The organism is Methylocella tundrae (assembly GCF_901905185.1).
Taxonomy (GTDB): Bacteria; Pseudomonadota; Alphaproteobacteria; order Rhizobiales; family Beijerinckiaceae; genus Methylocapsa; species Methylocapsa tundrae.
Genome location: NZ_CABFMQ020000024.1, coordinates 56046 through 79189, shown reverse-complemented (window position 1 = coordinate 79189; position 23144 = coordinate 56046). Strand labels below are relative to the sequence as shown.

The window sequence follows — 23144 nt, the reverse complement described above, 5'->3', positions numbered from 1 at the left end:
CCACTCTTTAGAGCCCTCTGTCGCCCTTGGCCAAGCCCATGATGTTGCGGAAGAAGTCGCTTTCGTCGATTTCCCTGATCGAATCGGCGAGCGCGTCGACGGCAAGATGTATCTGCTCCGGCGTATGTTCGGACGTCAGAAAGAAGCGCAGTCGCGCGGCGCGCTCCGGCACGGCCGGATAGATGATCGGCTGCACATTGACGCCGCGTTCGAAGAGCTTTTGGCTGACCGCCACGGCGGCGACGGAATTTCCCACAAGGATCGGTATGATCGCCCGTCCCGATGAGGCGCCCGCGTCCAATCCGCGAGCCCTCGCGGCCGCGAGAAAGAGCCGGCTCGCCGCGGTGAGGCGCTCGACCCGCTGTGGTTCGCGGCGCAAAATCGAAAGGGCCGTCGCAGAGGCGGCTGCGAGCGGCGGCGACAGACCGACGGAATAGACAAACCCGCCTGACATGCATTTCAGATATTCGACGAGCGCGGTCGACCCCGCAATGAATCCGCCACAGCTGGCGAGGGTCTTCGACAGCGTGCCCATCCATATATCGACGTCGCGCGGATCGGCGCCCGCCTGCTCGAAGAGGCCGTAGCCCCTGTCGCCGAGGACGCCGAGCCCATGCGCCTCATCAACCATCAGCCATGCCTCATGGCGGCGTTTGATCTCGATGAGACGCGGCAGGTCCGGACTGTCGCCGTCCATGCTATAGAGGCCCTCGACCACGATCAGCACGCGATCGAACTGGTCGCGCATAGCGGCGAGAAGCGAATCGAGCGCCTCGCAGTCATTGTGCGGGAAGCTCCGTCTTTCGGCGCGCGACAGCGTCGCGCCGAGGACGATGCTGTTATGCGCGAGACTGTCATGCACGATAAGGTCTTTGGGGCCCAAAAGCGCGCCGATCGTCGAAACGTTAGCGCCGTGGCCGCTGACGAAAACGACGCAGCTTTCCTGCTGATAATGTTCGGCTAGAGCCTGTTCGAGCGTACGATGCCCGGGGCGTTCGCCAGCGACGACGCGGCTCGCCGAGGCCGACGTTCCAAATTCGTCGATGGCGGCGTGAGCCGCGGCGCGGACTTCAGGATGCTGGTTCAGCCCGAGATAATCATAGGACGAAAAATTCACGAAGCGGCGGCCGTCCATCACGGTCGTCGCGCCCGCCGCGGTTTCGTGCAGCCTGAAGAAAGGATTGTCGAGGCCGACAACAGCCGCCATGGAGCGCTGGAGCCTCAATTCCTGATAGCCAGGCAGATTTTGGAAATCCATTACGCCGTCGCGAGCGGTGCGCTCCGGCTCCGCGGATATCGTTGAAGGCTCCTTCGGCCCAGCCGGCTGAGCTCTCAGGCGATTGAGAACGAGCTTATCGAGTCTTTGCCGATCTTCTTCATCAAGGCCCGGCCGTTTACGTGGCTTCATCGTCACATCCTGCGCGTTCCAGAGCTTCGCCTCAATAGCCGATCACCCGCCAAACGTCCATTTCCAGAGCGCGGCGCGCCTGATAGGGTCCGGCTCGCCCGCATCGCACCCATCCCGGCAATCTGTTGACCATTTCTGAAGCGCCAAGCGACCATCCACCCTGTCCCATCACCGGCGATCCCGCGACGGAGCTTGTCCAAATCGTCAGTTGCGGCTTCCTGGCGCGCCTTTGGGAGATCGAATTCAAGGTCAATGCGCGCCCGAGCTTTGGCGGAGCGACGCATCTTTCCTTATGGCGCTCGCCCACTGGCTTGCTGTTCTTTTCGCCGGCGTTGGCCGGCGATGCGGAATTCTACCACGGGTTCTACAGAACCCTCGGCCCCAAATTATTTCCACGCGAAGATCGCCCGCGCGGCGAATTTCTTCTTGCCGCAAGTTATATCGAGGCAGGCGCGCGCGTTCTCGACGTCGGCTGCGGCTATGGCGGATTTCGCCCGTTTGTCACCCATGCGAATTATTTTGGCCTTGACCCGCATTTCGTCGGCGCCGCCGACGCTGATTGGGCTTGCGCGCAGACTCTCGCCGAGCATCTCGCCGGCAACACCGCGTCCTATGATGCGGTCTGCGCGTTTCAGGTCATCGAGCATGTCGAAAAGCCCGCGCAGATCTTCGCCGAAATGGCGGCGGCGGCAAAGCCCGGCGGCAGGGTCATCGTCGGCGTTCCACATGTGCCGTCGGCGATGGCGCGCATTCCTAATTTTCTTCTCAACGCGCCGCCGCACCATCTGACCTGGTGGAGCGAGGGCGCCTTACGCGCCCTGGCGCAAAGTCAGGGACTCATTGTGGAAACGATCCGGCATGTCGCATGGTCGAAAATGGACAGCCTCGTCTATTGGATCGAACGCTGCTCGCCGGTGCGCTGCAAGGACATCTATTTCAAACCGGCCTGGTCCTGGCACGCCTCCGCCTTGGTAGGCTTCGCACTCGGTTCCGTCATGGACAGGCTGTTCGGACCTCCACGGCGAACGCGGGACGAGGGCAGCGGTCTCCTTCTCGTCGCGCGAAAGCCGGGCGCCTAAACTTCCGCGGCGACCGCCAATCGAAAATAAGGCGCCTATTTGCGCGCCTTGCGGGCCGCATAGCGGGCGTCGCGCGCTTTCTTGCGTTCGATCTCGAGCGCCGCGGCGCGTTCGGCCTCCGCCGCCGCCTCCAATGCGCGAGCCTCCTCTTCCGCCTTCAGGGCCGCGTCGCGCTCGGCCTTTTCCACAGCCTCGCGGGCTCGCCTTTCTTCCTCGGCGGCCTTGCGCTCCAACGCCCGGGCGTCGCGCGCGGCGATAATTTCCCGCCGGGCCGCCTCACGCTTGGCAACGGTTTCCTCATCGACTTCAGTCTTGGCGCGGAATTTCTCCAATAACGCCTTCTTCGCGTTCGCTGCATTGCTGAGGCGGTCGCCAAATTTGTCTATCTTAAACGCGCACATCGAATATGCCTTTTACAACTTTCCGATTCGAGGAAATCAACCGTACCCGCTGCCTAACCGCGCAAGGAGCCTTTGTCACGAATTCAAATGCGTTTTCGCGCGTCCGCAAGGCGTTCGGTTCGCCCTTTCGGCCCTCAAAGCTCTGATAATCGCCGATGCGGAGCGCCGAAAGCCCAAGATTTAACGGGTCATTAACCATACGTTGCGTAAATCAACATAGCAAAATCTCGAGGCGCCCACGTGACTGCCGCAGCCCGTCCACGACATTCAATCCGCTTCCACAGCCGCTCGTTCCACGCCATGGCGCTCGCGCCTCAAGCGCCCTTGACGGACTGGCTGGCCGAACTCGACGCCTGGGTCGAGCGCTCGCCCGGTTTTTTCGTCGGCCGGCCGATCGTGCTCGACCTTTCCAATCTTGAGCTCGGCAAGGCCGAGGTTGTCGATCTCACCAAAAACCTGTTTGAACGCAACATTCAGATCATGGGAATTGAAGGCGGCGATCCGACCTGGCGCGAATACGGAATGCCGCCGCCATTTGTGAGCGGCGGACGCTACGTCAATGAAACCCCGAGATCGACGGTCGATACAATCGCGAAGATCATCGACGGGGGCGAATCGCCGGACGACGCCAAGGCGCAGGAGGCCACTGCCGCGCCGGCGCCGCAGCGCTCGAATGCGCTATTGCTCGAAACCCCTTTGCGCTCGGGCCAATATATCGAGCATCTCGACGGCGACGTTATCGTCGTCGGCTCCGTCGCCTCTGGAGCCGAGATCGTCGCGGGCGGATCCATTCACATCTATGGCGCGCTGCGCGGACGGGCGATCGCAGGCGCCGGCCATCCGCGCGCGCGCATCTTCTGCCGCAAGCTCGAAGCGGAATTGCTTGCGATCGATGGTCTCTACATGACCGCCGACGATATGGAGGCGACGCTGCGCGGACGATCCGTTCAGGTCTGGCTCGACGGCGATTCGTTGATGATCACGGCTCAGGACTAGGCCGTTCGCCTCATGTTGGGGCGATCGATGAGTGTTTCAACGCATGATCTGATCCGAAGAGTTTGCGGCTTTTCGGGCTGGCGCGCTTAAGAGGGGAGATGGCACACATGGCCAAAGTTCTGGTCGTTACGTCCGGCAAAGGCGGCGTCGGCAAGACAACGTCGACAGCCGCATTGGGGGTCGCCCTTGCCAAAGGAGGAAAAAACGTCGTTCTCGTCGATTTCGACGTCGGACTGCGCAATCTTGACCTGGTGATGGGCGCCGAGCGCCGCGTCGTCTACGATCTCATCAATGTCGTGCAGGGCGACGCCAAGCTGTCTCAGGCGCTGATCCGCGACAAGCGCATCCCTACGCTCTCCCTGCTGCCCGCCTCGCAGACGCGCGACAAGGACGCCCTGACCGATGAAGGCGTCGCCCGCGTCATCGCCGAGCTCAAGGAAAAATTCGACTGGATCATCTGCGACAGCCCAGCCGGCATCGAACGCGGAGCGACGCTGGCGATGCGGCACGCCGATGTTGCGATCGTCGTGACCAATCCGGAGGTCTCCTCGGTGCGCGACTCAGATCGCATCATCGGCCTTCTCGACTCGAAAACCGAGAAGGCCGAAAGAGGCGATCACATGGAAAAGCACCTTCTGCTGACGCGCTACGACGCCGCGCGCGCCGAACGCGGCGAGATGCTGAAGGTCGACGACGTGCTTGAGATTCTCTCGATCCCGCTTCTTGGCATCATACCGGAGAGCGAAGAAGTGCTGCGGGCTTCAAACATCGGCGCGCCGGTGACCCTTAGCGCAACGCCGAGCGCGCCCGCTCGCGCGTATTTCGACGCCGCGCGGCGCCTTAATGGCGAGAGCCTCGAAATGACGGTGCCTAACGACAAAAAGAGTTTCTTCGGCAAGATCTTCGGACGGAGGGCGGCATGAACATTATCAGTTTCTTCAAGCGGCCCACCACCGCCCCGGTTGCGAAGGACCGGCTGAAACTCCTGCTCGCGCATGAACGCGCGGCCGTCGGCGCTTCGGACGTGATCGCTTTGCTGCGTGAAGAGATCATCGCCGTCATCGCCAAGCATTTCCCGGTCGAATCCGACGCCATCACCGTGCGTATGGAGAGCGGCGATGTGATTTCAACGCTCGAAGTTGAGGTGGAGATTCCAACTCCCCTCTGCGTCAACGTCAAGATGAACGCCGAGGAAGCAAAAAAAAAAGCAGAGCTCCAAAAATTAAAGCCGGTCGAGGTGACGGTCGAGGGGTGAAGCGTTCAAGGCGCAGAAAACTGGCGGCCGCTCAGGCGCGCTAAAGGATGACAAAGCCGCGTGCGTAAAGCCCCGCGGCTTCAATCTATGATGCGCTTCCCGCGTCCATTTCGGCTTTCGGCGCGGCCAGCGCATGACCTGCGCCCCGCCAGCCCTCGATCCCGTCCGGATACCAGAACACGCTGCGATAGCCGAGGCTTACAGCTCGTTCGGCGGCGTTCCGGCTCGCCGGATCCTTCGCCTCGCCATAGAACACCATCGGCTGTCCGGGATCGTCATTCGATAGCGTTTCGAGACGACGCAGGAAGGCGTGACTTTGCGTATCCTTGATATTTGTTGCACCGGCGTCGGGCATCCAGATGCTGCCCGGAATGCTCAGGTGCGACGCCGGCGCCTTGACGGAAGCAGCGCTGGCGTCCCGGTCCGTGGTCGCGGAGACATCGATCAGAATAACGCTGGACAGAAGCTGCGCCAATTCGTCCGTGTGAATGACGCGCCCGCCTGCGATGCCGGAAGGAGCGGATTGCTGCGCTGCTCCCGTCAGATCTTGCGTGGCGGCTGAGCCAACGCCCGAAAGGCCGAGCATTGAGGCCAGAACGAGAACGCGGGAACGACGCATCTTTGGCTTCCTTGATCGCATCAGGAGACGGTTTTGATGGCGGCGCCAGTCATTGCCATTCCAACTCCTTATAAGCCGCAATCACGTTGCGCCCATTATAATCCTCAAACAGCTTCCAGTTTCCCCTTTCGGACTGCGCCGCCTTTTTTTCCGCCTGGTCAATGTCGACGCCCTCCGCGATCGCCTGCTTCACATCGTTCCGCAGCGTCGTCAGATAGCGCTCGATGTCAGCCGCGCCGGCGGGCCAGTCGATGGCGACCGGACCATGACCGGGAACGGCGCGCGGCGCGGCAATTGCTTTGAGGCTCGCGAGTTCTTTCAGCCATCCCTGCAGCGAACCATCGAGCGAGGGCGCGCGGTTGACGAAGACGAGATCGGCCGGCAGCAAAATTCCCGTCTTCTGGTCTATCATGCTCAAATCGCAGGTCGTGTGAGCAGGAGCATGGGCATGCGCGCTGACGATACGGTCGCCGAGATCCAGCAGCGCGGTCTCCTTGACTTCGAGCGTCGGCTGCACGATCTGCCCCGCCCGGTCCGCACCGACGATATCAGCCAACACCCCCTGATAATATGCGCCGCGCTGGCGCATCGCTTCAGCCAGAGCGTGATGGCCGACAAAGATCGGTTGATCCTGCAAAAACGCCCCGGCGCCAAAAATGTGATCTGGATGAATGTGGCTCATCACGACATATTTGATCGGCGCCTGCGTCTTTTGCCGGATTGTGGCGCGCAGGTTCTGGCCGTCGATGAGGCTTCCTCCCGGGTCGGTGACGAGCACGCCATCGCGGCCGATGATGAAGCCGATATTGGCGATGGCGTCCTCATTGGAGGATGTCGCGTCTTCATCGACTCCGCGCCGGATGTGAACGCCCTCGCCCACCTCCTGCGTGGCGAAAGGGCCATCGGCGGCGAACGCCGCCCCCGAGCGTCCGGGCAAACAGCAGAGGCAGAAGCCGCCAAGCATAAGCCGGCGGCGCGTCACAGCTTCAAGTCTCACAATAAACCTCCAAATATCGCGCCTTGGGGCGCCGCCTTTTCCGGCAGTTAACGCGACCCGCAACGCGCGGTAAAGGGCCCCTCAGAGGCCCAATGCGCTAGGGAATGACCGGCGGCGCATAGGCCAGCGTGCCCGCGAGCGCCCAGAGCAAAAAGAGCACGATCGGCAAATGAAACGTCAACTGCAACGCTGTGAAGCCGACGACGTCACGGGCCTTGACGCCCAGCACGCCAAGCAGCGGCAACATGAAAAAAGGGTTAATCAGATTTGGCAACGCCTCCGCTGAATTATAGATCTGCACGGCCCAGCCTAGATGAACCTTGAGTTCATTCGCGGCCTGCATGACATAGGGCGCCTCCAGCACCCATTTGCCGCCGCCTGATGGAATGAAGAAACCGAGCGCGGCCGAGTATAGTCCCATGACCACAGGGAATGTCTCTTTCGTGTTGATGCTGGCGAAGAATTCAGCAAGCCGCAGCGCGAGCGAATGTTCGTGGCTTCCGGCGGCGGCCGTCATGATCGCCGTGACGCCGCCATAGAGGGGAAATTGCATCAATATGCCGACCGTCGCCGGAACAGCCTTCGCCGCCGCGTTGAGAAAGCTCTTCGGGCGCCAATGCAGTAATAGCCCCAACATGAGCAATGCAAAATTATAGGTGTTGAGATTGGAGATCGCCAGGACCGGGTCTTTCGCGGCAAACTCCTGCGCCAGCCAACCGGCCCCTAGCGAAAACAAAAGAAGCGTCAGCAGCGGACTATATTCCAGCCATTCGCCGGGCCTCTCGCGCGGGGGAAGCGGCGCCACTCTGGTCGTGACGTCGACGCCCATCATCGCCGCAGTCACCGCGCGCTTTCCGGACGGCGCAGACCAAAAAGCGATCAAGGCCGAAAGGATCATCAGCACCCCGAGCATCGCGCCTGACTGCCACAGAAAAATCGTCTGCTTGAATGGAATGACGCCCGTAATCTGTAGTAAGGATTTCGGCATCGCCTCGGCGTTGGCCTGCAATTGCGCGGCTGATGAGCTGAGCCCCAGAGCCCATGTGCAACCAAGGCCGAGATAGGCCGCCGCGCCAGCTGCGCGATAGTCCATTTCGAGGTCGGCGCGCTGCGCCATTGCGCGCGCCAGCAAGCCTCCGAAGATCAGGCTCAGCGCCCAGTTGATCAAGGAAAGCAGCATCGTCACGATGGCGATGAAGGCGATGGCGCTGCGACCGCTCCGCGGCAGGCTCGCGATTTTGTCAATGAGACGCGCCGCCGGCGGCGAGCTTGCGATTATGTAGCCGCTGATCGCCACCATCACCTGCTGCATTGTGAAAGGAATGAGGCTCCAGAATCCATCGCCGAAGGATCTTGCGACGAGATGAAAGGGCGCGCCGTTGACCATCGCCGCGATCGCAACCACGATGACTGCGATGGCGGCGAATACGAAAGCGTCAGGGAACCATCGCTCCGACCATGCAGCGAAACGCAGCGCGGTGGCGGCGAGAAAAGTCTCCTTGTCGTTGCGCGCCGATAGAGAAGATTCCTGGTCCATGGTTGTCGATCCATTGATTGGCGCGATGATCTATTCGACGGTGATGCGCACGGTTTTTGACCTGCCAGGTTGCAGGGGCAGCCGCAGCTGAAACTGATGCGCGCCCTTTTGCAGCGGCCAAAACACCGGTTTGTCGGGGTCAGCGGTGGCGAAAGGTTCGCCATCGACATACCACACAACCTCGGCTGACCTCGGCTCGACCACGGCCTTGAGCGCGATGCGCGAAAGCGCCGCCGGCGCATCGGGGTTGCGCCAGATCCGGCTATTGTTTTCCGGCGACACGATCGACAGGCGGCCCTCCTCGCCCATCGGACCTTCGTCGGCGACTCGATAGCCGGCGGCGAGCGCCCATGCCCGCTGTGAAGCCGGAATCCTGAGCCGGGACGGGCCCCCTGGGGATTCGACGATTTCTTCTTCGGGCGGGATCTCCTCAGGCCGCAGCCATTCCGTCAGCGTCTGTCCGCAACCGCCGCGCGCCGCGCCAAGACTGCGCCTGCCGCCGAACAGACACAGCTCGACCGGCGCGCGGCCGGGCGGCGGCGCAAAGCCCGAATCGTCAAGATCGCCCGCACGTGTCTTGTGCAGTTGGAGGAGGATGGCATGAGCGAGCCGCGCGGCGGAGCTTGCGCCGCTGAGCCGCGTCATCGTCCCGGCGTCGGCGCGCCCGAGCCACACGCCGATGAGATATTGCGGCGACCAGGCGATGGTGACGGCGTCGCGATAGCCTTGCGATGTGCCGGTCTTGATCGCCACGGGAAAAGGATATTCGAGCGGACCATAGCGTGGAAAGCTAGGCAGACGGGCGTTTGGGTCCGAGAGAAATGAGGTGACGAGGCGGGCCGCGTCCATCGACATTGCGCGGGTCGATGGGGGCGTTTGGCTTCCCTCGAACCACACGAGATCGCGTAGCACGCCATCATTCGCCAAAGCGCCATAGGCGTGCACCAGCCGCTCCAGCGTCGTGGGCAGCGAGCCAATCGCCATGGATGCGCCGAAACTGTCGGCCGGCGCATCGACGTCGTGAAGGCCGAGACCGCGCAGGAAACGGAAGCTGGTCTCAAGTCCAATACTGCGGATGAGATTGATCGCTGGAACATTGCGTGAGTTCGCCAGCGCCTGACGCGGCAGCATGGGCCCGAGAAAATGACCGTCGGCGTTGTTAATGCCGGACGCGCCTTCAGGCAGATCGGCAAGGATGTCGCTTGGCCTGATCACGCCGCGATCCAGCGCTAAGGCATAGATGAAGGGTTTGAGCGCGCTGCCAGGCGAGCGCTGAGCCTTGGTGAAGTCCAGCGCGCCGGCGTCGCCGCCGCCATAATCATTGGAGCCGAGCGCGGCGACGACGGCGCCTGTCTCGCGTTCGACGACCATGACGGCGACCTGCCCCGCCCCCTGACTGCGCCAGATTGCGAGATAGCGCCGCGCGAGCGCCGTCACCCGCCGCTGTAGATCGAGATCGATTGTCGCGCGAGGGCGCAGCTCCGCCGAACCGGCTGAAGCTTCCCGTTTCAATAGATTTTCATAGCGTAAAACAACATGGAGAGCATCCGGGCGCCGCGGCGCGGGCTGCGGCTCAAGTGCGGCGAGCTGGCGATGCGCAAGCGAGAGTTCAGCGCTGCTGATGACGCCTTGCCGTCCGAGTTCATCAAGTGCGCGCTGGCCGCGCCGGATTGCACGCGCAAGGCCCAAAGGCCGAAGCGGATTGAGACGCGTCGGCGATTGCGGCACGCTGGACAAGAGCGCGATCTCGGCCCAGCTGAGATCTTGCGCCGGTTTGTCGAAATAGAACCGCGCCGCATGGGCGATGCCGTGGCTGCCATTGCCATAAGGCGCAAGCCGCAGATATTGGGCGAGCATCGCCTCGCGTCCATAACGCAACGTCAAAGCGAGCGCGGTCGCCGCCTCGCTGACTTTGGAGTAGAGTGTGCGCGGCGCCGGCTCCTGCATGCGCGCGACCTGCATGGCGATCGTCGACGCGCCGGAGCGGTCGCCTTTTTCAAAGCGTCGCCACAGGGCTCGCAGCACGGCGATCGGATCGACGCCGGGATGCTGTGCAAAGCGCCGGTCCTCGAGGGCGAGCGTTGCCCGAACGATGCGATCAGGCGGGTTCTCCAAGGGCCAGAAGCCGTAATCAATATGGCGCCCGGCTGCGTTGCCGCTGACGGATTCCTCCCCGATCTGGGCGATGAAAGCGCCATGCCGATCGTAAAGAATTCGCGTCGGCGGCGGCGCGATCAGATTGGCCCGCCGCTCGATGTGTTGCCCAAAAAGACCCGCCTGCGCGATCAGCGCAACGCCCGCTGCGATCGCGACGGATCGGCGCCAGCGTCGCCCTTGCGGTCTATCTGGCGATGATGATGCGTCGGCCGGCGCTGGCGCCATAGATCCCTGCCTGATACATGGTTTCGGCCTCGCCCGGCGGCTGTGTGAAGGAGCCGGCGACGATCGCCTTGGCGCGGAATGCGAAGCGATAATTGCCCTTCGGCAGCGTGTCATAGGCATAGAACACCTTATCGTCGTTGAAGGCGGTCCATGCCGGCGCGAGCGTCGGGTCCAAAGATGGCGCCGCCTCGCGGGGCGCTGTCGCAAGGTTGGGATTGAGCGGGTCGAGCCCAGCTGCGAGCGGCAATGAAATGGCAACATGCACGCGGTCTTGCGGGTTGACCAGTTCGACGATCTCTTCGACGATGTCGCCGCGCTTCAGGCGCAGCGCTCCGTCCTGGTCCGGCGCGATCGCTTCGAGCGGCGCTCCGTCCGCCGGCACGCGATAAGATTTGCGTGTTACGACAAAGCCTTGCGAGGACGCCTGCGCAAGATATCCGGGCTCCGCCGGCAGATAGGCGGCGTCGGCGAGCACAACCGCCGGGGCGCCGCCGCCATTCTCGATTTGAACTTCGCCAGCGCCACTGATCGTGACGCGGCCAACCGGCGCGTCGGCCGCGAGCACGAGCCGCTCCGTCGCCGCGCCCTCGACGACGCTGACCGGAATCTCTGCGCCGGGACGTTTCCACGCGGCGGCGAGCGCGCGCACAGCGGCCGAATTGGCGTTGGTGCTGCCCCAGCCGTCGCCCTCGCCGAGATGGATCAAGCCATCCCGCAACACGCGTGAGCGCGGATCCTCCGGCGCCGCAAGCGCCGCCGCTCGCGTCATTTCGGCAAGGCTGCGCGCTTCCGATGGCAAGATCCCGGGATCGCCATCGTCGGCGGCCTGACCGGCGTAAACCTGCTTGCCGTTGCGCGCGAGAATCTGCACGCGGCTCCACATATCCTGCAGCAACGCGCCCATAATGCGCCGGTCATCTCCCGGAAGCCTCGCCGCGACCGCGGTCATCTGCGCCAATGTCACGTTCGGCATGGAGGCGGCGCGCCGGCTGAGCTCCGCGGCATAGGCCGCATCAAGCTGGCCGCCTTCGGCGAGCGCCGTCAGCGCCTCCACCCTCTCGCGCAGTTCCTCGCCATCGATGAGGCGCGCATAATCCGATCTGAGCGACAGCTTCAATACGGTGGCGAGACGCTCGCTCAACGCCTTGTCAACAGGCTCGCCGGCTTTTTGCGCGGCGATGAGAAAGCCATAGGCCCAAGCGGTAAGCGAGACGTTTCCGCGCGCGCGAGGCCAGAAGGCGACGAGGCCGTCAGGGTCGATGCTTTGAGAAATCGCGATAATAGTATTATGCACATCATCGGAAAGTCGCCTATCGAGATCCGACGCCGCGAGCACCGCGCCGAAAGGCTTCAAAGCGAGCGCCGCGGAGGCCAGTGAAATACGCTGCTCGGTACAGCCGTAAGGATATTCGACGAGATAGTTCAAGCCCGCGATCAGGCGCACCAGGGTCGGGTCCGCGGCGATGGTGACGGCGCGTTGCAGGGATCCGGCGCGAAGGCTCGCTGTGACGCTGGGCAGGCTGACGATGGCGCCTGCCGCGACGTCGAAAATCTCGTGCCGGGTCACCCGTTGGCGGTCAGACATCAGCGGCAGGTCGATCTCGACGGCGTCACGCGCCTGGTCAGCGTCGCGTTGGAGCGTGAAGCGTAATTTCACGCTGACTTTGCCGGGGGCGGCGTCCGCGACCGACACTGGAAAGTCTATGCGCGCCGGGCGATTTGGCTCCCATGCGAAACTTTGTTCAGCCGGACCTGCAAGCTTCAATCCTTCGGCTTTGAGGCTCGCGCGGCCTGTTCCCGACGGACCCTCAACGATCCGGCCAAATAATTCAGCATCGAAGGAATCGCCATTGCGCACGAAGCGCGGCAGCGCGGGCTGCGCGACGAGATCCTGACGGATCAGCATCTCCCCTGTCGCAAAGCCGAAGCGCTCGGCTCCGCTGACCGCTTTCGCGCGCAGTTTGAAGATGGTCAGGGAATCCGGCAGCTTGACCTTGATCTTCGCAATGCCGTCCGCGCCGACGATCACCTTCGGCAGATAGATCGGCACGGGCGTGAAATTCTTGCGCACGGAGACGTTGTTGTCCGCGCCCCATTCGTCGAGCCCCGCATCGCCGCCGGGCGTTTCCTCCAGCGGTATGATCCCGAAAGCCATGTTGCGCGTGTCACGCGCAGCCATTGTAGTTTCCCGCTCGACGATGAAGTTCTGCAACGGATCGAGCGGGCGCTCCTTGGCGAGCGAGAGCACCGCCTGATCGACCATCCAGAACGTCGCTTCCCCCGCGATCGGCTTGCCAAGATCATCGGTCAGCTTCAATGTCACCTCGACTTCCTGCGCCGGACGCGCCTTTTGCGGATAATCGAGAGAAACGGTGACGATATTTTTGACCGGCGTCACCGTGATCCGTTTCGTCGCCGCGATGGTGATTGGCTTGCCCTGATCGAAGGGCGCGCTTGGATCGCTATCGGCGTTTGGCAGGCGCCCGCGCATGATGAGGAAATGGACGGCGAGCTTTGGCATGTCCCGGACCGCCAGCGGCACTTGATAACGCCCGAATCCATTGCTTATCTCGACCCAGTCGGCGCCGAAATGTCCGCTTGGGTCTTCGACGATGGCGAGCGCGCGGGCGTTCTGGAAGGGGCTCTGCACGATCAACGTCGCCGCCTCGCCGGGCGCATAGGCCTCTTTGTCGGTCGTGACTTCCGCTGTTTGCGCCGGCGCGCGCGCGAAGGTGACGGGGGTGTCGCCGCCGACGAAGAAATCGACGCTGACCTGCTGTCGTCTTCCCGTCTTGTCGGCAGCTTCCAGTTCGACGAGATAGACGCCGGCGTCTTTTGCCTCAAAGGCGAGCTTTTGCGCGTCCTTCGCGCTCCTGATCTTTTGCTCGGCAAGCGTCTCGTCGATGATTTGCGTCACATATTTCGCGGCGCCCTGGCTGAAATCGCTCGCTTGCAGGGTCGATGTCCAGTTGCGTTTGACAAGACGAGCGGTCATCTCCAGCCCTTCGACCGGCGCTCCCTTGGCGTCCACCGCGAGAATCTGCGCATCGATCGGGCCGGGTTTTGGCTGATAGCGCGGCGTCTTGACGCCAAGCACGAAGGGCGGCAGCGCGATGACGGACACGAGATTGCGCACCTCAACGTCGTCTTCGCCGGTAACGGTCGCCTCGATCTGATAGCGGCGCGGCTGCGCGGTCGGCTCGGCGGACGGATCGAAATTGATTTTCGCCGCTCCGCCGGAATCGAGCGTCCCGTCGCGTTCGAGCACGGGCGTCGATTTGAACTTGCCCTCGCTCGAAAAGCGCGCATCGGTCGAGAAGAACCAGCCATCGCGGCCAGGCGGAGTCCAGGCATAAGGAAACTGGCTGGCGCGCCATTTGATCGGCCGACCGGCGACGAGGCCGCCGGCGAAATAGCGCGCTATGACATCGACCGAAAACTCGCCGTCAAGCGCGACCGTTTGCGGCGCATTGAGCAGAACCTCGAAGGTCGGCAGCCGATAGGCTTCCTTCTTGAACGGAAAATCGCCGCAGGAGGTTTGAGCATCGTTCGAAGTCGCGGCGTCGCCATCATCGTCCGCCTCGGCGCCTTTGGCTTTCGGCTCGGCCGCGTCCGGCTCAAATCTGACGGAATAGTCGCCAGTCGCTGGCGTTGGCGCATCGAATTTCTGATAGACACTGCCGGCCTCGTCAATCTTGACCGGCAGGCGCCATTCCTGGCCGCCAGGTCCCGTTACGACCAGCGTCCCCCCGCCATTTGCAAGACTGAGCGCTCCGCCTTTGTAGCCGCGCACATAGCCCTTGATATGGACCGGCTCCTCGGGCCGGTAGATCGGGCGCTCGGTGAACAGATGGCAAAGGATGCGCGACGGCTCATCGCGGACGACGGCGGGATCGACCGTCCAGGCGAGCCACGGCTCCTCGGGCCTCGTCCAATTCTCCCGCGCATATTGCGCAGGACCGTTTTCAGGATCGAGCGCCAGCACGTCCAGCCCTTTGGCGACGAAGATGCGCCTGATGCGCGCCTCGACCCTTTTGGCGAGGTCCCATGTGAAGGCGCCGTCCTTATCGGTGCGTCCCGCGACAAGGGAGACATATTTATCGTCGCGCAGCCCTTCGAGACGGATTTCGGCGCCTTCCACGGGCTTCGCGGTCGAAAGCGAAGTGACGAAGAAACGTACGCGATCTGGCTCCTCGACGGCGCTGAGGCTCAAATCCGTGACCTCGACGCGCATCCAGCTGCGCTTGCCGCCTGTCAGCGGACGCATGCCGACAAGGTAGGCGCCGGCTTCGCCCACGCCCTTGATTTTGGCGAAGAGCGGCTGGAGATCGAGGCCGAACTCCGCTCTGCCGCCCCCTCTTTGGATCGGCAGAGCCCGGAGCTCCGAAACGGCCGGTGATCCAAGGGCGCCGATCCGCGCCGCAATGGCCGCGGCGTCTGCGTCCTTGTCATCGCTCCATTTGCCGGGCGCATTGCCTGGAAGCGGCGGCTCCGCCGCGTCATCGCTGGTGACGCCATCGGCGGGAAAGGGCCAGAAATCGCGAGAAAGCGGATCGATCGCGTAGATGCGCAGATCGACCTTGTCGAAGCCGGAGCCGCGCATCGGAATGAGCTGCGGTCCGAAGCGCTCGACGATTCCCTGCCGCGCGTCGAAAGCGAGATTCGGCTGCTCCGCCGCGAAGGCGAAACGCTGCAGGAAAGGCGGTCCCTCGAGAGGACGCTTGCGATCATCGTTGAGGCTTCCGGGCGCGATACGCAGCTCGTAAATCGTGTCGGCCAGAAACCGGCCGGAGAGGCGCAGATGCGGTCCATCCGCTTCGACGCTGAAACGATCGACGGGCGGCGAAATCCGCAGCGCGTCGCGAGCCTTTGTGATGTCGAGCGCCTCCGGCTTCTGCGAGAATGCGACCACAAGGCTGCGTTGCGCCGCTTTCGACTGCGTCTCGTCGCCGTTCGACTCGGAAGGCGAACAGCGCAGCAGGCCTTCGAGATTGGAGCGTTCAAGGCCGCGCCCGCAATCCGCCCCTGTCGCGACGAATGGAACGGCGCTCGCCAGGCGAAGCTCGAAGGTCGGCTCGTCGAGCCCCGGCTCGTTGGAGAGTTTGAGGCGCAAGATCGCGACGCGGCCATCCGGAATGCTGTTTTTCAGCTGGACGAGATAGGATTGACCAGCCTCACCTTTGCTGCGCTGCAGGGGCAAAATCGTGAAATCCTGCGCCGTCAGAAATTGACCACCAGCTCCAGACAGGCCGGGCGAAGGGCGGATCTCGATCGCAAGCAATCTCGCCAGCGCCTCGACATCAAGGGGACCGGCGAAGGTCAGGATGATATGATCGAGATCGGCGATCGGGTCGGCGCGCTCATCGGGGCTCGTCGAGACCGGCTCCGGCAGCAAAGGGATCAGACGCGCATGAAACGTCCCGGCGTCAGGCGCCGCCTCGATTTCCACAGGCTGGAGCGGACGCCACGCGTCCGCCGGGCGAAACTGCAGGGCGCGCGGGCCGAGCCATTGCCACGCCCCGGGCAGATTGGGCGTCATTTTAACAAAACGCTCCGGCGCATCCTCGGGGCCGCCTTCTTTCGGCCCGATATCGGCTTCGAAAAAGAACGTCACGGGGTCCCAGCTGCGCAAAAAATGCTCGGGCACGACGCGCGCGCCATCGGCGCGTTGCAGCACGTCAAGCTGCGGCGCGGGCTCGGCTGAAGCAACTGACGCCAGCGCCGCGAGGAAGAGGCCGCAAAGGAGAGCCAGACGTTTCATGATTGTCCTCATGGCGCGCGGGTGGGCCTTAATCCGACGAGTTCGAGATAATGCTCCGCGACGTCGGGCGGAGGTCCGTTTGAGGGCGGCGTCAGCCCCACGAGGGCGGGACGAACGACCAGCGCCGGGCCATCCGCCGGCGCGCGCGCTTCGATCAGATAGCGCCCCGGCTCAATTTGGCGCAATTGCGCCGGGCCTTCCCCCAGACTTCTGCCATTGGCGTCGAGCAGGCGCACTTTCGCGCTATCTGGATCAGAGCGCACGCCGACGCCGATCGTTTGCGCGCGCGGCGCGTCAAAGACAAAGAGAGCGGCGCCGCCCGGCGCCAGCGCGCGCGCCTCGCCGACGCCTTCTTTTATGGGAATAAGCGGGCTCAAGGTGACCTCCAGGGAGCCCGAGAGAGCGCCGTCATGGGGCGAATAGACGCGCAGCCGCGCCTCTCCGGCTTCGACATAGGCGTGAAACTCGGCGCCGGCCGGAAACAATTCGGGATCGCCTTTCGCATCCTTCTGGCTCAGCGCCAGAATCACCGGCGCGGTGGAGCGCGCGTTCAGCAGCATCGGCGTCGTGGGCGCGAGCGCCAGCGTCATCGCCTGTCCCTCCAGCGAGACCGTTCGCGGCGGCTCGATCTTTTGCGGCTCCGTCGCGGGCCATGGCGATTTTTCGTCATTCTCGATCCAGGCGGCGACGAGCCCGGCGTCATGATCAAGAATGAGCTCGCCAGGCCCCGGCAGGATCAGCGAGCCGCCCTTCAAGACGGCGCCATCATCGCTGATGAAGGCCGCGCGCGCGCCCGCGGCGATGAGACGATCGCCTGCCGCGGCCTCGACCCTCAGCGACATCGAGCCCGCGGCGCCTGAAAAGAGCTTTCTTGCCTCGCCCGTAGCGAGCGGTTTGTCATCCGTTGCCGGAGTGACCGCAAAAGCAACCGACGAAGGCTCAGCGCCGATGTTGACGAAGAGGATAGCCGCCCAGTCGCCGGAGAGCCGACGTGAGACCGCGCGGGCGCCGCCCCAGACCGTCGTCGCGCGATCGCCGCCGCTGAGGAAAGCAGCGGCGCCCGGCGCGAGATTGACTTCGACCTCCTTGGGGGAGCCGGCAATACGCACAAGCTGGGCGGTTCGCGGCGCAAGCGTCGCGGCATATTGCGCATCCGCTTGCGCCATCGGCTCGGCGGTGAGGTCGAAGGCCTCAAGATCGAGGCGCAACGGGCCGCCCGGGCCAGCGTTCCAGATGCGCAAAGGCTCGCCTCCGTTCAACGCCAGCGCGCCAGCGATCGGCCCAGCAGGCGCAACCCCCATCCCTTTGCCTGCGGAAAGACCCGGCTGGCCGTAACTTGATTGCGCGCGCCAGACCCGCAGACTTCCCGCCCCGGCTATCGGCTGCGACAAGGTCGCGACGTCGCCACTCGCAAGGTCGAGCGCGATATTTTTTGTCGTCGAGGGAACGGCGCCGAGTTCGACCGGGCTGTTTTCGCCACCTCTTTTGACGAGCCACAGGCGCTCGGACTGCGGGGCGATGACGCCGCTTTTGACCGGAGCGAGCATGTGGCCGAAGGCCGATCCTGCGCGCAGGCCGTCCGGCGCCTGCTTCAGGAGGAGAAGACTCTTGGCCTCGGCAGTGATCGCCGCGACCTCCACGGGCGGCTCCAATCCTTCGATCGGGATCTTTTCAAGCCTGACTTGACCCGGACCTTGTATGGTCCCGCTCACCGCCCGCGCGGCTAAAAGGATGGATGCGTCGTCATTGGCTGGCCAAACGGTGACGCGCCACGGACGGCTCTCATCGCCGTCAGAGGGAGCAGCGACCACGGGCGTCCGTCCACGCTCGAAGCCAACGGAGCGCCATTGCCCGTCTGCATCCCGCCGCTCCAGGGAAAGGACGGCGTCCGTTAAAGATTGCGCCGCGACGACCAGCAAAACGCCTTCCTTGACCGCGGGTAAAGCCAGTTGACGCGCCCCCGACCCTGCCACCGTCGCCGAACCCGTAAGGTCGAGGTCGGAGCCTTGCATCGTTTCCGGCAGGTCAAGATGCAATTCGACTTTCGTCCGCCGTTGATCCGCTTCAGGATGATCGACGTCATCTTGCACGGAGTCGTCTGGCCCGGTTGCGTCAGAGTCCTCTGCGCCAACTGCCTGATCGTCGGAAGATGCTTCGTCCGATGGCGCTTCTTTTGCTGTGTCGTCGTCGCTTGGCTCATCGCGGGCCTCGCTCGACGCCGCCTCAGTTTTCATTGCTGCAAGGTCGAGGTGGTAGGAACCGGCCGGCAATTGGCGCGAAAGCGAGATATTCCAATCGTCGACGCGGCCGTTCAATCGTTCGATGATTCGTCCGGCGCCATCTCTCAGGGCTCCTGCTAACTCAATGGCGCCGAAGCTCGTCACGCTGACGATCCGATCGGTTCCTATGGCGAAGGGAACGCTGGCCGGAAGTTCGATGAAGCGCGCGGCGCCCGGCTGCATCTCCAGCGACTTCAGCGTGAGCTCGTAATCCAGCCGGTCGTTGCGGCCGATGCCGCGGGCGTCAATCTCATAATCGCCCGGTTGCAACTCTCCTTCGAAGCCATGCTTGAATATGATTTTCGCGATTGAACCGGATCGTTCGCCAAGCCCTAGGAGCTCCGCGCTCATGCCGTCGCTGACGTCGAGCGTGACATGCGAAGGTCCCTTGAGCGAAAAGGTCCAACGGTCGGGTTCGCGCGGCGCATCCGCGACCGCCGGCTCGCGCCATTGAAATTTCTGCGCGACATCAAAACGGAGCGCGTGCGGACCATGACCTTGCGGCGTGGCCTCATCGACCACTTCGCTGAAGCGCGCCACAACGCGCGCATCCATTTCGACGGGGGGCACGACGAGCCGGTAGCGGCCCTTCTCTATTTTTTGCTCCAGCGTCGCCAAGGGGCCGGGCGGCGTCAGCGGCCAACCGTCGGCGTCTTCGAGCCGGGCGGGAAAATCCTTCCCAAGCGAGTAGAGATCGAGGCGATAGGTCGCCGTCCTTGGCGCGTCGACCGTGAAAACCGCGCCCTTCCCTTGCATCAGCGCCGCGCGGGCGCTTTGCCCGGGCGCAAGGCCCCCGGCGTCATTCAGGTTCGCGCGTTGGGCGATAAGTCCAAGATGGCCCTCGGAGTCCGAGGCCTTGACCGTCACGCGATATGATCCCGCCCGAAGATAGCTTTGCAGAAGCGCGTTATGGCCGGCTCCATTGTCTTTCGCCCGATCGATCGCCGGGATGAATGTCGTGCCGATGGTGGCGGATGTCTTGAGGCGGCCAAGCGTTTCGATGCGATAAAGGCCGCCTTCTGCAACATCGAGACGAAAGGCGCGGCTTTCGTCGCGGGCGAGATCAAAAAACTGCGGTTCCTCCGGCGCGAGGCGCAGGAGGCTGGCCGGCGTCGCCACAACTGGGAGTTCGGACGGCGGCGCGACTTTCGACCATGTGAGGATAACCCGCCGATTAAGTCGTGACGCGGGAATCGTCGCGGTGAGCGTACGGCCGTCTTTGTCGGCGGTCTCATTCGTGAGGATAATGGCGATGGGCCGGCCATTGACGTCGGCGGCGGCGATGGCGCCTCCAGGCGGCGCTCGCAGCGGCACAAGAAAAGCCCCCGGCGCAGCATCCGCCGCGGCCTTCAAGGGCGCCGCCTTCGCCGCTGGCTTGCCGGCCGATTGATTGGATGGCTTCTGAGCGCCCGGGCCGGTCGCCTTTGAGGCGGGCCTTTCAGGCGCGGTTCCGGCCGCCGGCCTTTTCGGCGGCCGTGGCGGCGGCGCGGGAGCCTCCTCGTTCACCGCTGGCGGCGGCGTTTCGATCTGCGCCTGCTGTTCGATGATGAGAGGGCCCGCGCCAAGATCAGCCGGTAGTTTTCGCGCACGCGGCCCAAGCGCGAGATTGGGGCCGCTGTTGCCGAAGATCTGATAATAGGCGCCCTTGTCAAAATTCCGCAGCCCGAAGTCGATCACCGCGCGGCTCGGCAAAGGAGAGGGCGCTGGCGCCAGGCCCGGCTGGCCAAAGGTCAAGTCGATGACGCCAACCGCGTCGCGAACCGGCTCCAGCTTCAGCGTGTACCAACCGGCCTCGACGTCCCATTGCTGCGGGATTTTTCCGTCCGCGCGCGGCGCGTTGGTCCCGAGCAAGGGCTCGAGGACGGCGCGAACCCCGATTCCTTGCGTGCTCAATGCGACGGGACCGGAGTTGGCGATCTCGAAAATCAGGCTCGAGGGGCCTCGCAGATTGAATTTGGCGCGCCACGCCTCCCCACGCGCGATGCGCAGCGCCTTGGACGCGACGACGCTGCCCTTGCCCTTGGCGAAACGCGCCAGCAGCACGGTCGCCGGCAGTTCGTCGCCGCCCTCGCCTGTGACGTCAACGGCGACGAGATGAGGTCCCGGCGCGTCGACCCGCAATGTGTCGGAGGGATTTAAGGCGCGCAACCGAAAAGCCTGCCCTTGCAGCCCGCTGACTTCGGCGGTGGTGGGCTCGTCGCCCTTGGCGGCGACGGTCAGCGCCGCGACGGGCTGGCGGCTCGTCTTGGCGATGACCGCGATTTCCGGCGAAGCATTGCCCCGGGCAACGCTGAGCTGCGCTGGCGCCGGCTCGTCAAGCTCAAGCCGGACATAGGTCGCGGGCGGCGGAATCGTGAAACGCAGGGAACCGATGGGGCCTATCGAGCCTTCGAACCAGCCGCCAACCAGGCTTTGCGGCTGTCCGACGCGAATGTGCAAAGGGCTTTTGAGATTTCCATCGGCCCAGACGGAAGGCGCGCCGCCATAGGCCGTGACGAGATAAAGTCCCGGCTCAGCGGCGCCCTCGACGCGCAGGCGCGCCATCGGATGTCCGGCCTCGGGCTCGACCGTCGCAATCGCTGGCTTCAAATCGACCAGATCCGTTCCATTGCGCCACAGCCGCAGGTCTCCCAGCGCCCGTCCGACCGCCTCGACCGAGACCTTCTCGCCCGGGCTGACGACGATCCAGTAGGAACGCTGCGCCAGATCGCCAAGTTCAGCGCTGTCCTCGCCGCCGCGCAACAGGTCAGCTTTCGCCACGCCGGCGCTGTGGAACGGCAAGACGGCGAGCTTTGCTTCGCCGATCGCGCCTTTGGCGCCAAGGCTGCGCAGCCGATAGACGCCGCGATCAAGCAGTACGTCGAGACGCCCGTCTCGGACGCCCTGTTCTCCCGCGATCTCGCCTGGGCCTGTCATCATGTCGACAAGCTGCAAGGCGACGCCGGAGCCGCTTTGAGCGCGAATGGACAAGCGGCCCGGCGAACCGACGGTCAGAAGCGTCGTCTCGTCCGCGCCGGCGGAGACGCTGGCGCGCGAGAGCCCCGCCGAAGGATCGGCCGGAGGTGGCGGAAGCTTGTCTCTTTCGAGCTTGGCGCACAGCGCGACGTCAGCGCCGCCCGGCTTTTGACAATCTGGCGCCTGCGCCAGAGCCTGCGCCAGGGGAAGCGCCCACCCGATCGCCAGCGTCAGGACTGGCGCAATGGCGCCTCGCCGGCGACGCAGGAAAGCGCAAGCTGCGCGGAATTGACCGAACAGGCTCATCATCCCCCTCCCCGCGTAAAATTCTTTCCGGCGACAAAGCCGAATGTGCGCACGGACTATGGTCCGAAGCTAGCCGTGTTTGGAGCATCTTTTGTGAATTCTCGCGGACGCTATGGAACAAATCGGCTCCCACCGGGTGTTGACGCCGCATCGGACGATCGCGGAATGGCGATGGAGCGCATAAGCTGACCCGCTCGTCCGATTCGGCGCAATCTCACAAGGATACGCTGGCGACAATCAGGCTGCGCGAACCTGGATCAATCGCGCCGGAGGCATAGATGGACTATCGCAAGACATTCTTTGTCGAACCCGATCGAAAGCTCAAACTGAACGATCTCGACCCCGCTTCAACGCCCGGCGTCGAGTCGAAGCAGCAGGCGGCGGATGTGCTGGAGGCCGCGCGGCAAAGGCTCGCGCACCAGCAGAACCTGCTCTATGCGGAGAAAAAGCATTCGCTTCTGATCGTCCTGCAAGGCACTGACGCCGCCGGCAAGGATGGCGTGATCGCCCGCGCATTCGCATCCTTCAATGCGCAAGGCGTCGCCGTCGCCAATTTCAAGGAGCCGACGTCCGTCGAACTGGCGCATGATTTTCTCTGGCGCGTGCATCCCCATGCGCCCACCAAGGGATGGGTGGCGATCTTCAACCGTTCGCATTACGAGGACGTGCTGATTACGCGCGTGCACAAGCTCATCGACGAAAAAACGGTCATCGACCGCATTGCGCGCATCCGTGACTTCGAAACCTTGCTCGCCGAGAATGGCGCGACGATTTTGAAGTTCTTCCTGCATATCAGTAAGGAGGAACAGCTCGCCCGGTTCGAAAAACGCCTCCTCGATCCTGAGCGCAATTGGAAGATCAGCGAGGCCGATTACGCCGAGCTGCCGTTCTGGGACGATTATGTGAAAGCGACCGAGGAGGCCCTGAACGCAACCAGCACGATGCGCGCGCCCTGGTATGTCATCCCGTCCAACCACAAATGGTTTCGCGACGTCGCCATCTCGACGATCGTCGCTGATGCGCTGGAGGATCTCGGCATGCGCTTTCCAAAGCCCTCCGTCGATCTCGACGACATCAGACGAAAATATCATGCCGCCCTGCTCGCAGAGAAAGCCGGGAAATGATCGCATCCACGACTTCCGTGCTCTCCCCGCGAAGATCGCCGGATC

Annotated in this window: 13 protein-coding genes; 5 read left to right on the top strand and 8 right to left on the bottom strand. The window is 63.5% G+C overall.

The features are described from left to right. Window positions 1–7: 7 nt before the first annotated feature. A complete protein-coding gene (locus MPC4_RS03955; RefSeq protein ID WP_174511375.1) occupies window positions 8–1408 on the bottom strand; it encodes an aminotransferase class I/II-fold pyridoxal phosphate-dependent enzyme in 1401 nt (466 codons plus the stop codon). Window positions 1409–1533: 125 nt separating this feature from the next. On the opposite strand from MPC4_RS03955, the gene MPC4_RS03950 reads away from it, so the two are divergent. Next, window positions 1534–2487, top strand: coding sequence for a class I SAM-dependent methyltransferase (locus MPC4_RS03950; protein ID WP_174511374.1), 954 nt, complete (start codon window positions 1534–1536; stop codon window positions 2485–2487). 35 nt (window positions 2488–2522) lie between these two features. Here MPC4_RS03950 and MPC4_RS03945 read toward each other — a convergent pair whose 3' ends face one another. Beyond that, on the bottom strand, window positions 2523–2888 hold the full coding sequence (locus MPC4_RS03945; RefSeq protein ID WP_174511373.1) for a DUF6481 family protein: 366 nt from the start codon (window positions 2886–2888) through the stop codon (window positions 2523–2525). A gap of 240 nt (window positions 2889–3128) precedes the next feature. Between MPC4_RS03945 and minC the strand changes: the two genes are divergently transcribed. From minC to minE, 3 genes are all read left to right on the top strand, one after another. After that, complete coding sequence (gene minC, locus MPC4_RS03940; RefSeq protein ID WP_174511372.1) at window positions 3129–3884, top strand: septum site-determining protein MinC; 756 nt, start codon at window positions 3129–3131, stop codon at window positions 3882–3884. Between the two features lie 107 nt (window positions 3885–3991). Next, window positions 3992–4807: a septum site-determining protein MinD gene (minD, locus tag MPC4_RS03935; protein WP_134488007.1), complete on the top strand. Its 816-nt coding sequence runs from the start codon at window positions 3992–3994 to the stop codon at window positions 4805–4807. After that, window positions 4804–5139, top strand: coding sequence for a cell division topological specificity factor MinE (gene minE / locus MPC4_RS03930; protein ID WP_174511371.1), 336 nt, complete (start codon window positions 4804–4806; stop codon window positions 5137–5139). The genes minD and minE overlap by 4 nt, the downstream gene beginning before the upstream one ends. Before the next feature lie 85 nt (window positions 5140–5224). Here the strand turns inward: minE and MPC4_RS03925 are convergent, their stop codons facing one another. The 6 genes from MPC4_RS03925 to MPC4_RS03900 all read right to left on the bottom strand — a co-directional run bounded on the left by MPC4_RS03925 (window position 5225) and on the right by MPC4_RS03900 (window position 21975). Next, window positions 5225–5758 (bottom strand): rhodanese-like domain-containing protein, encoded by a 534-nt coding sequence (locus MPC4_RS03925; protein ID WP_174511370.1) that lies wholly within the window; start codon window positions 5756–5758, stop codon window positions 5225–5227. 49 nt (window positions 5759–5807) lie between these two features. After that, entirely contained in the window at window positions 5808–6722 is a 915-nt protein-coding gene (locus tag MPC4_RS03920) for a quinoprotein relay system zinc metallohydrolase 2 (protein ID WP_174511416.1), read from the bottom strand. Between the two features lie 130 nt (window positions 6723–6852). Beyond that, window positions 6853–8292 (bottom strand): short-chain fatty acid transporter, encoded by a 1440-nt coding sequence (locus MPC4_RS03915; protein ID WP_174511369.1) that lies wholly within the window; start codon window positions 8290–8292, stop codon window positions 6853–6855. 30 nt (window positions 8293–8322) lie between these two features. After that, complete coding sequence (locus tag MPC4_RS03910; protein ID WP_174511368.1) at window positions 8323–10674, bottom strand: transglycosylase domain-containing protein; 2352 nt, start codon at window positions 10672–10674, stop codon at window positions 8323–8325. Next, on the bottom strand, window positions 10634–16435 hold the full coding sequence (locus MPC4_RS03905; protein WP_174511367.1) for an alpha-2-macroglobulin: 5802 nt from the start codon (window positions 16433–16435) through the stop codon (window positions 10634–10636). The genes MPC4_RS03910 and MPC4_RS03905 overlap by 41 nt, the downstream gene beginning before the upstream one ends. An 8-nt stretch (window positions 16436–16443) precedes the next feature. Beyond that, on the bottom strand, window positions 16444–21975 hold the full coding sequence (locus MPC4_RS03900) for a hypothetical protein (protein WP_174511366.1): 5532 nt from the start codon (window positions 21973–21975) through the stop codon (window positions 16444–16446). 278 nt (window positions 21976–22253) lie between these two features. Here MPC4_RS03900 and MPC4_RS03895 point away from each other — a divergent pair, with 278 nt between their 5' ends. Beyond that, window positions 22254–23099, top strand: coding sequence for a PPK2 family polyphosphate kinase (locus MPC4_RS03895; protein ID WP_174511365.1), 846 nt, complete (start codon window positions 22254–22256; stop codon window positions 23097–23099). Window positions 23100–23144 lie beyond the last annotated feature (45 nt).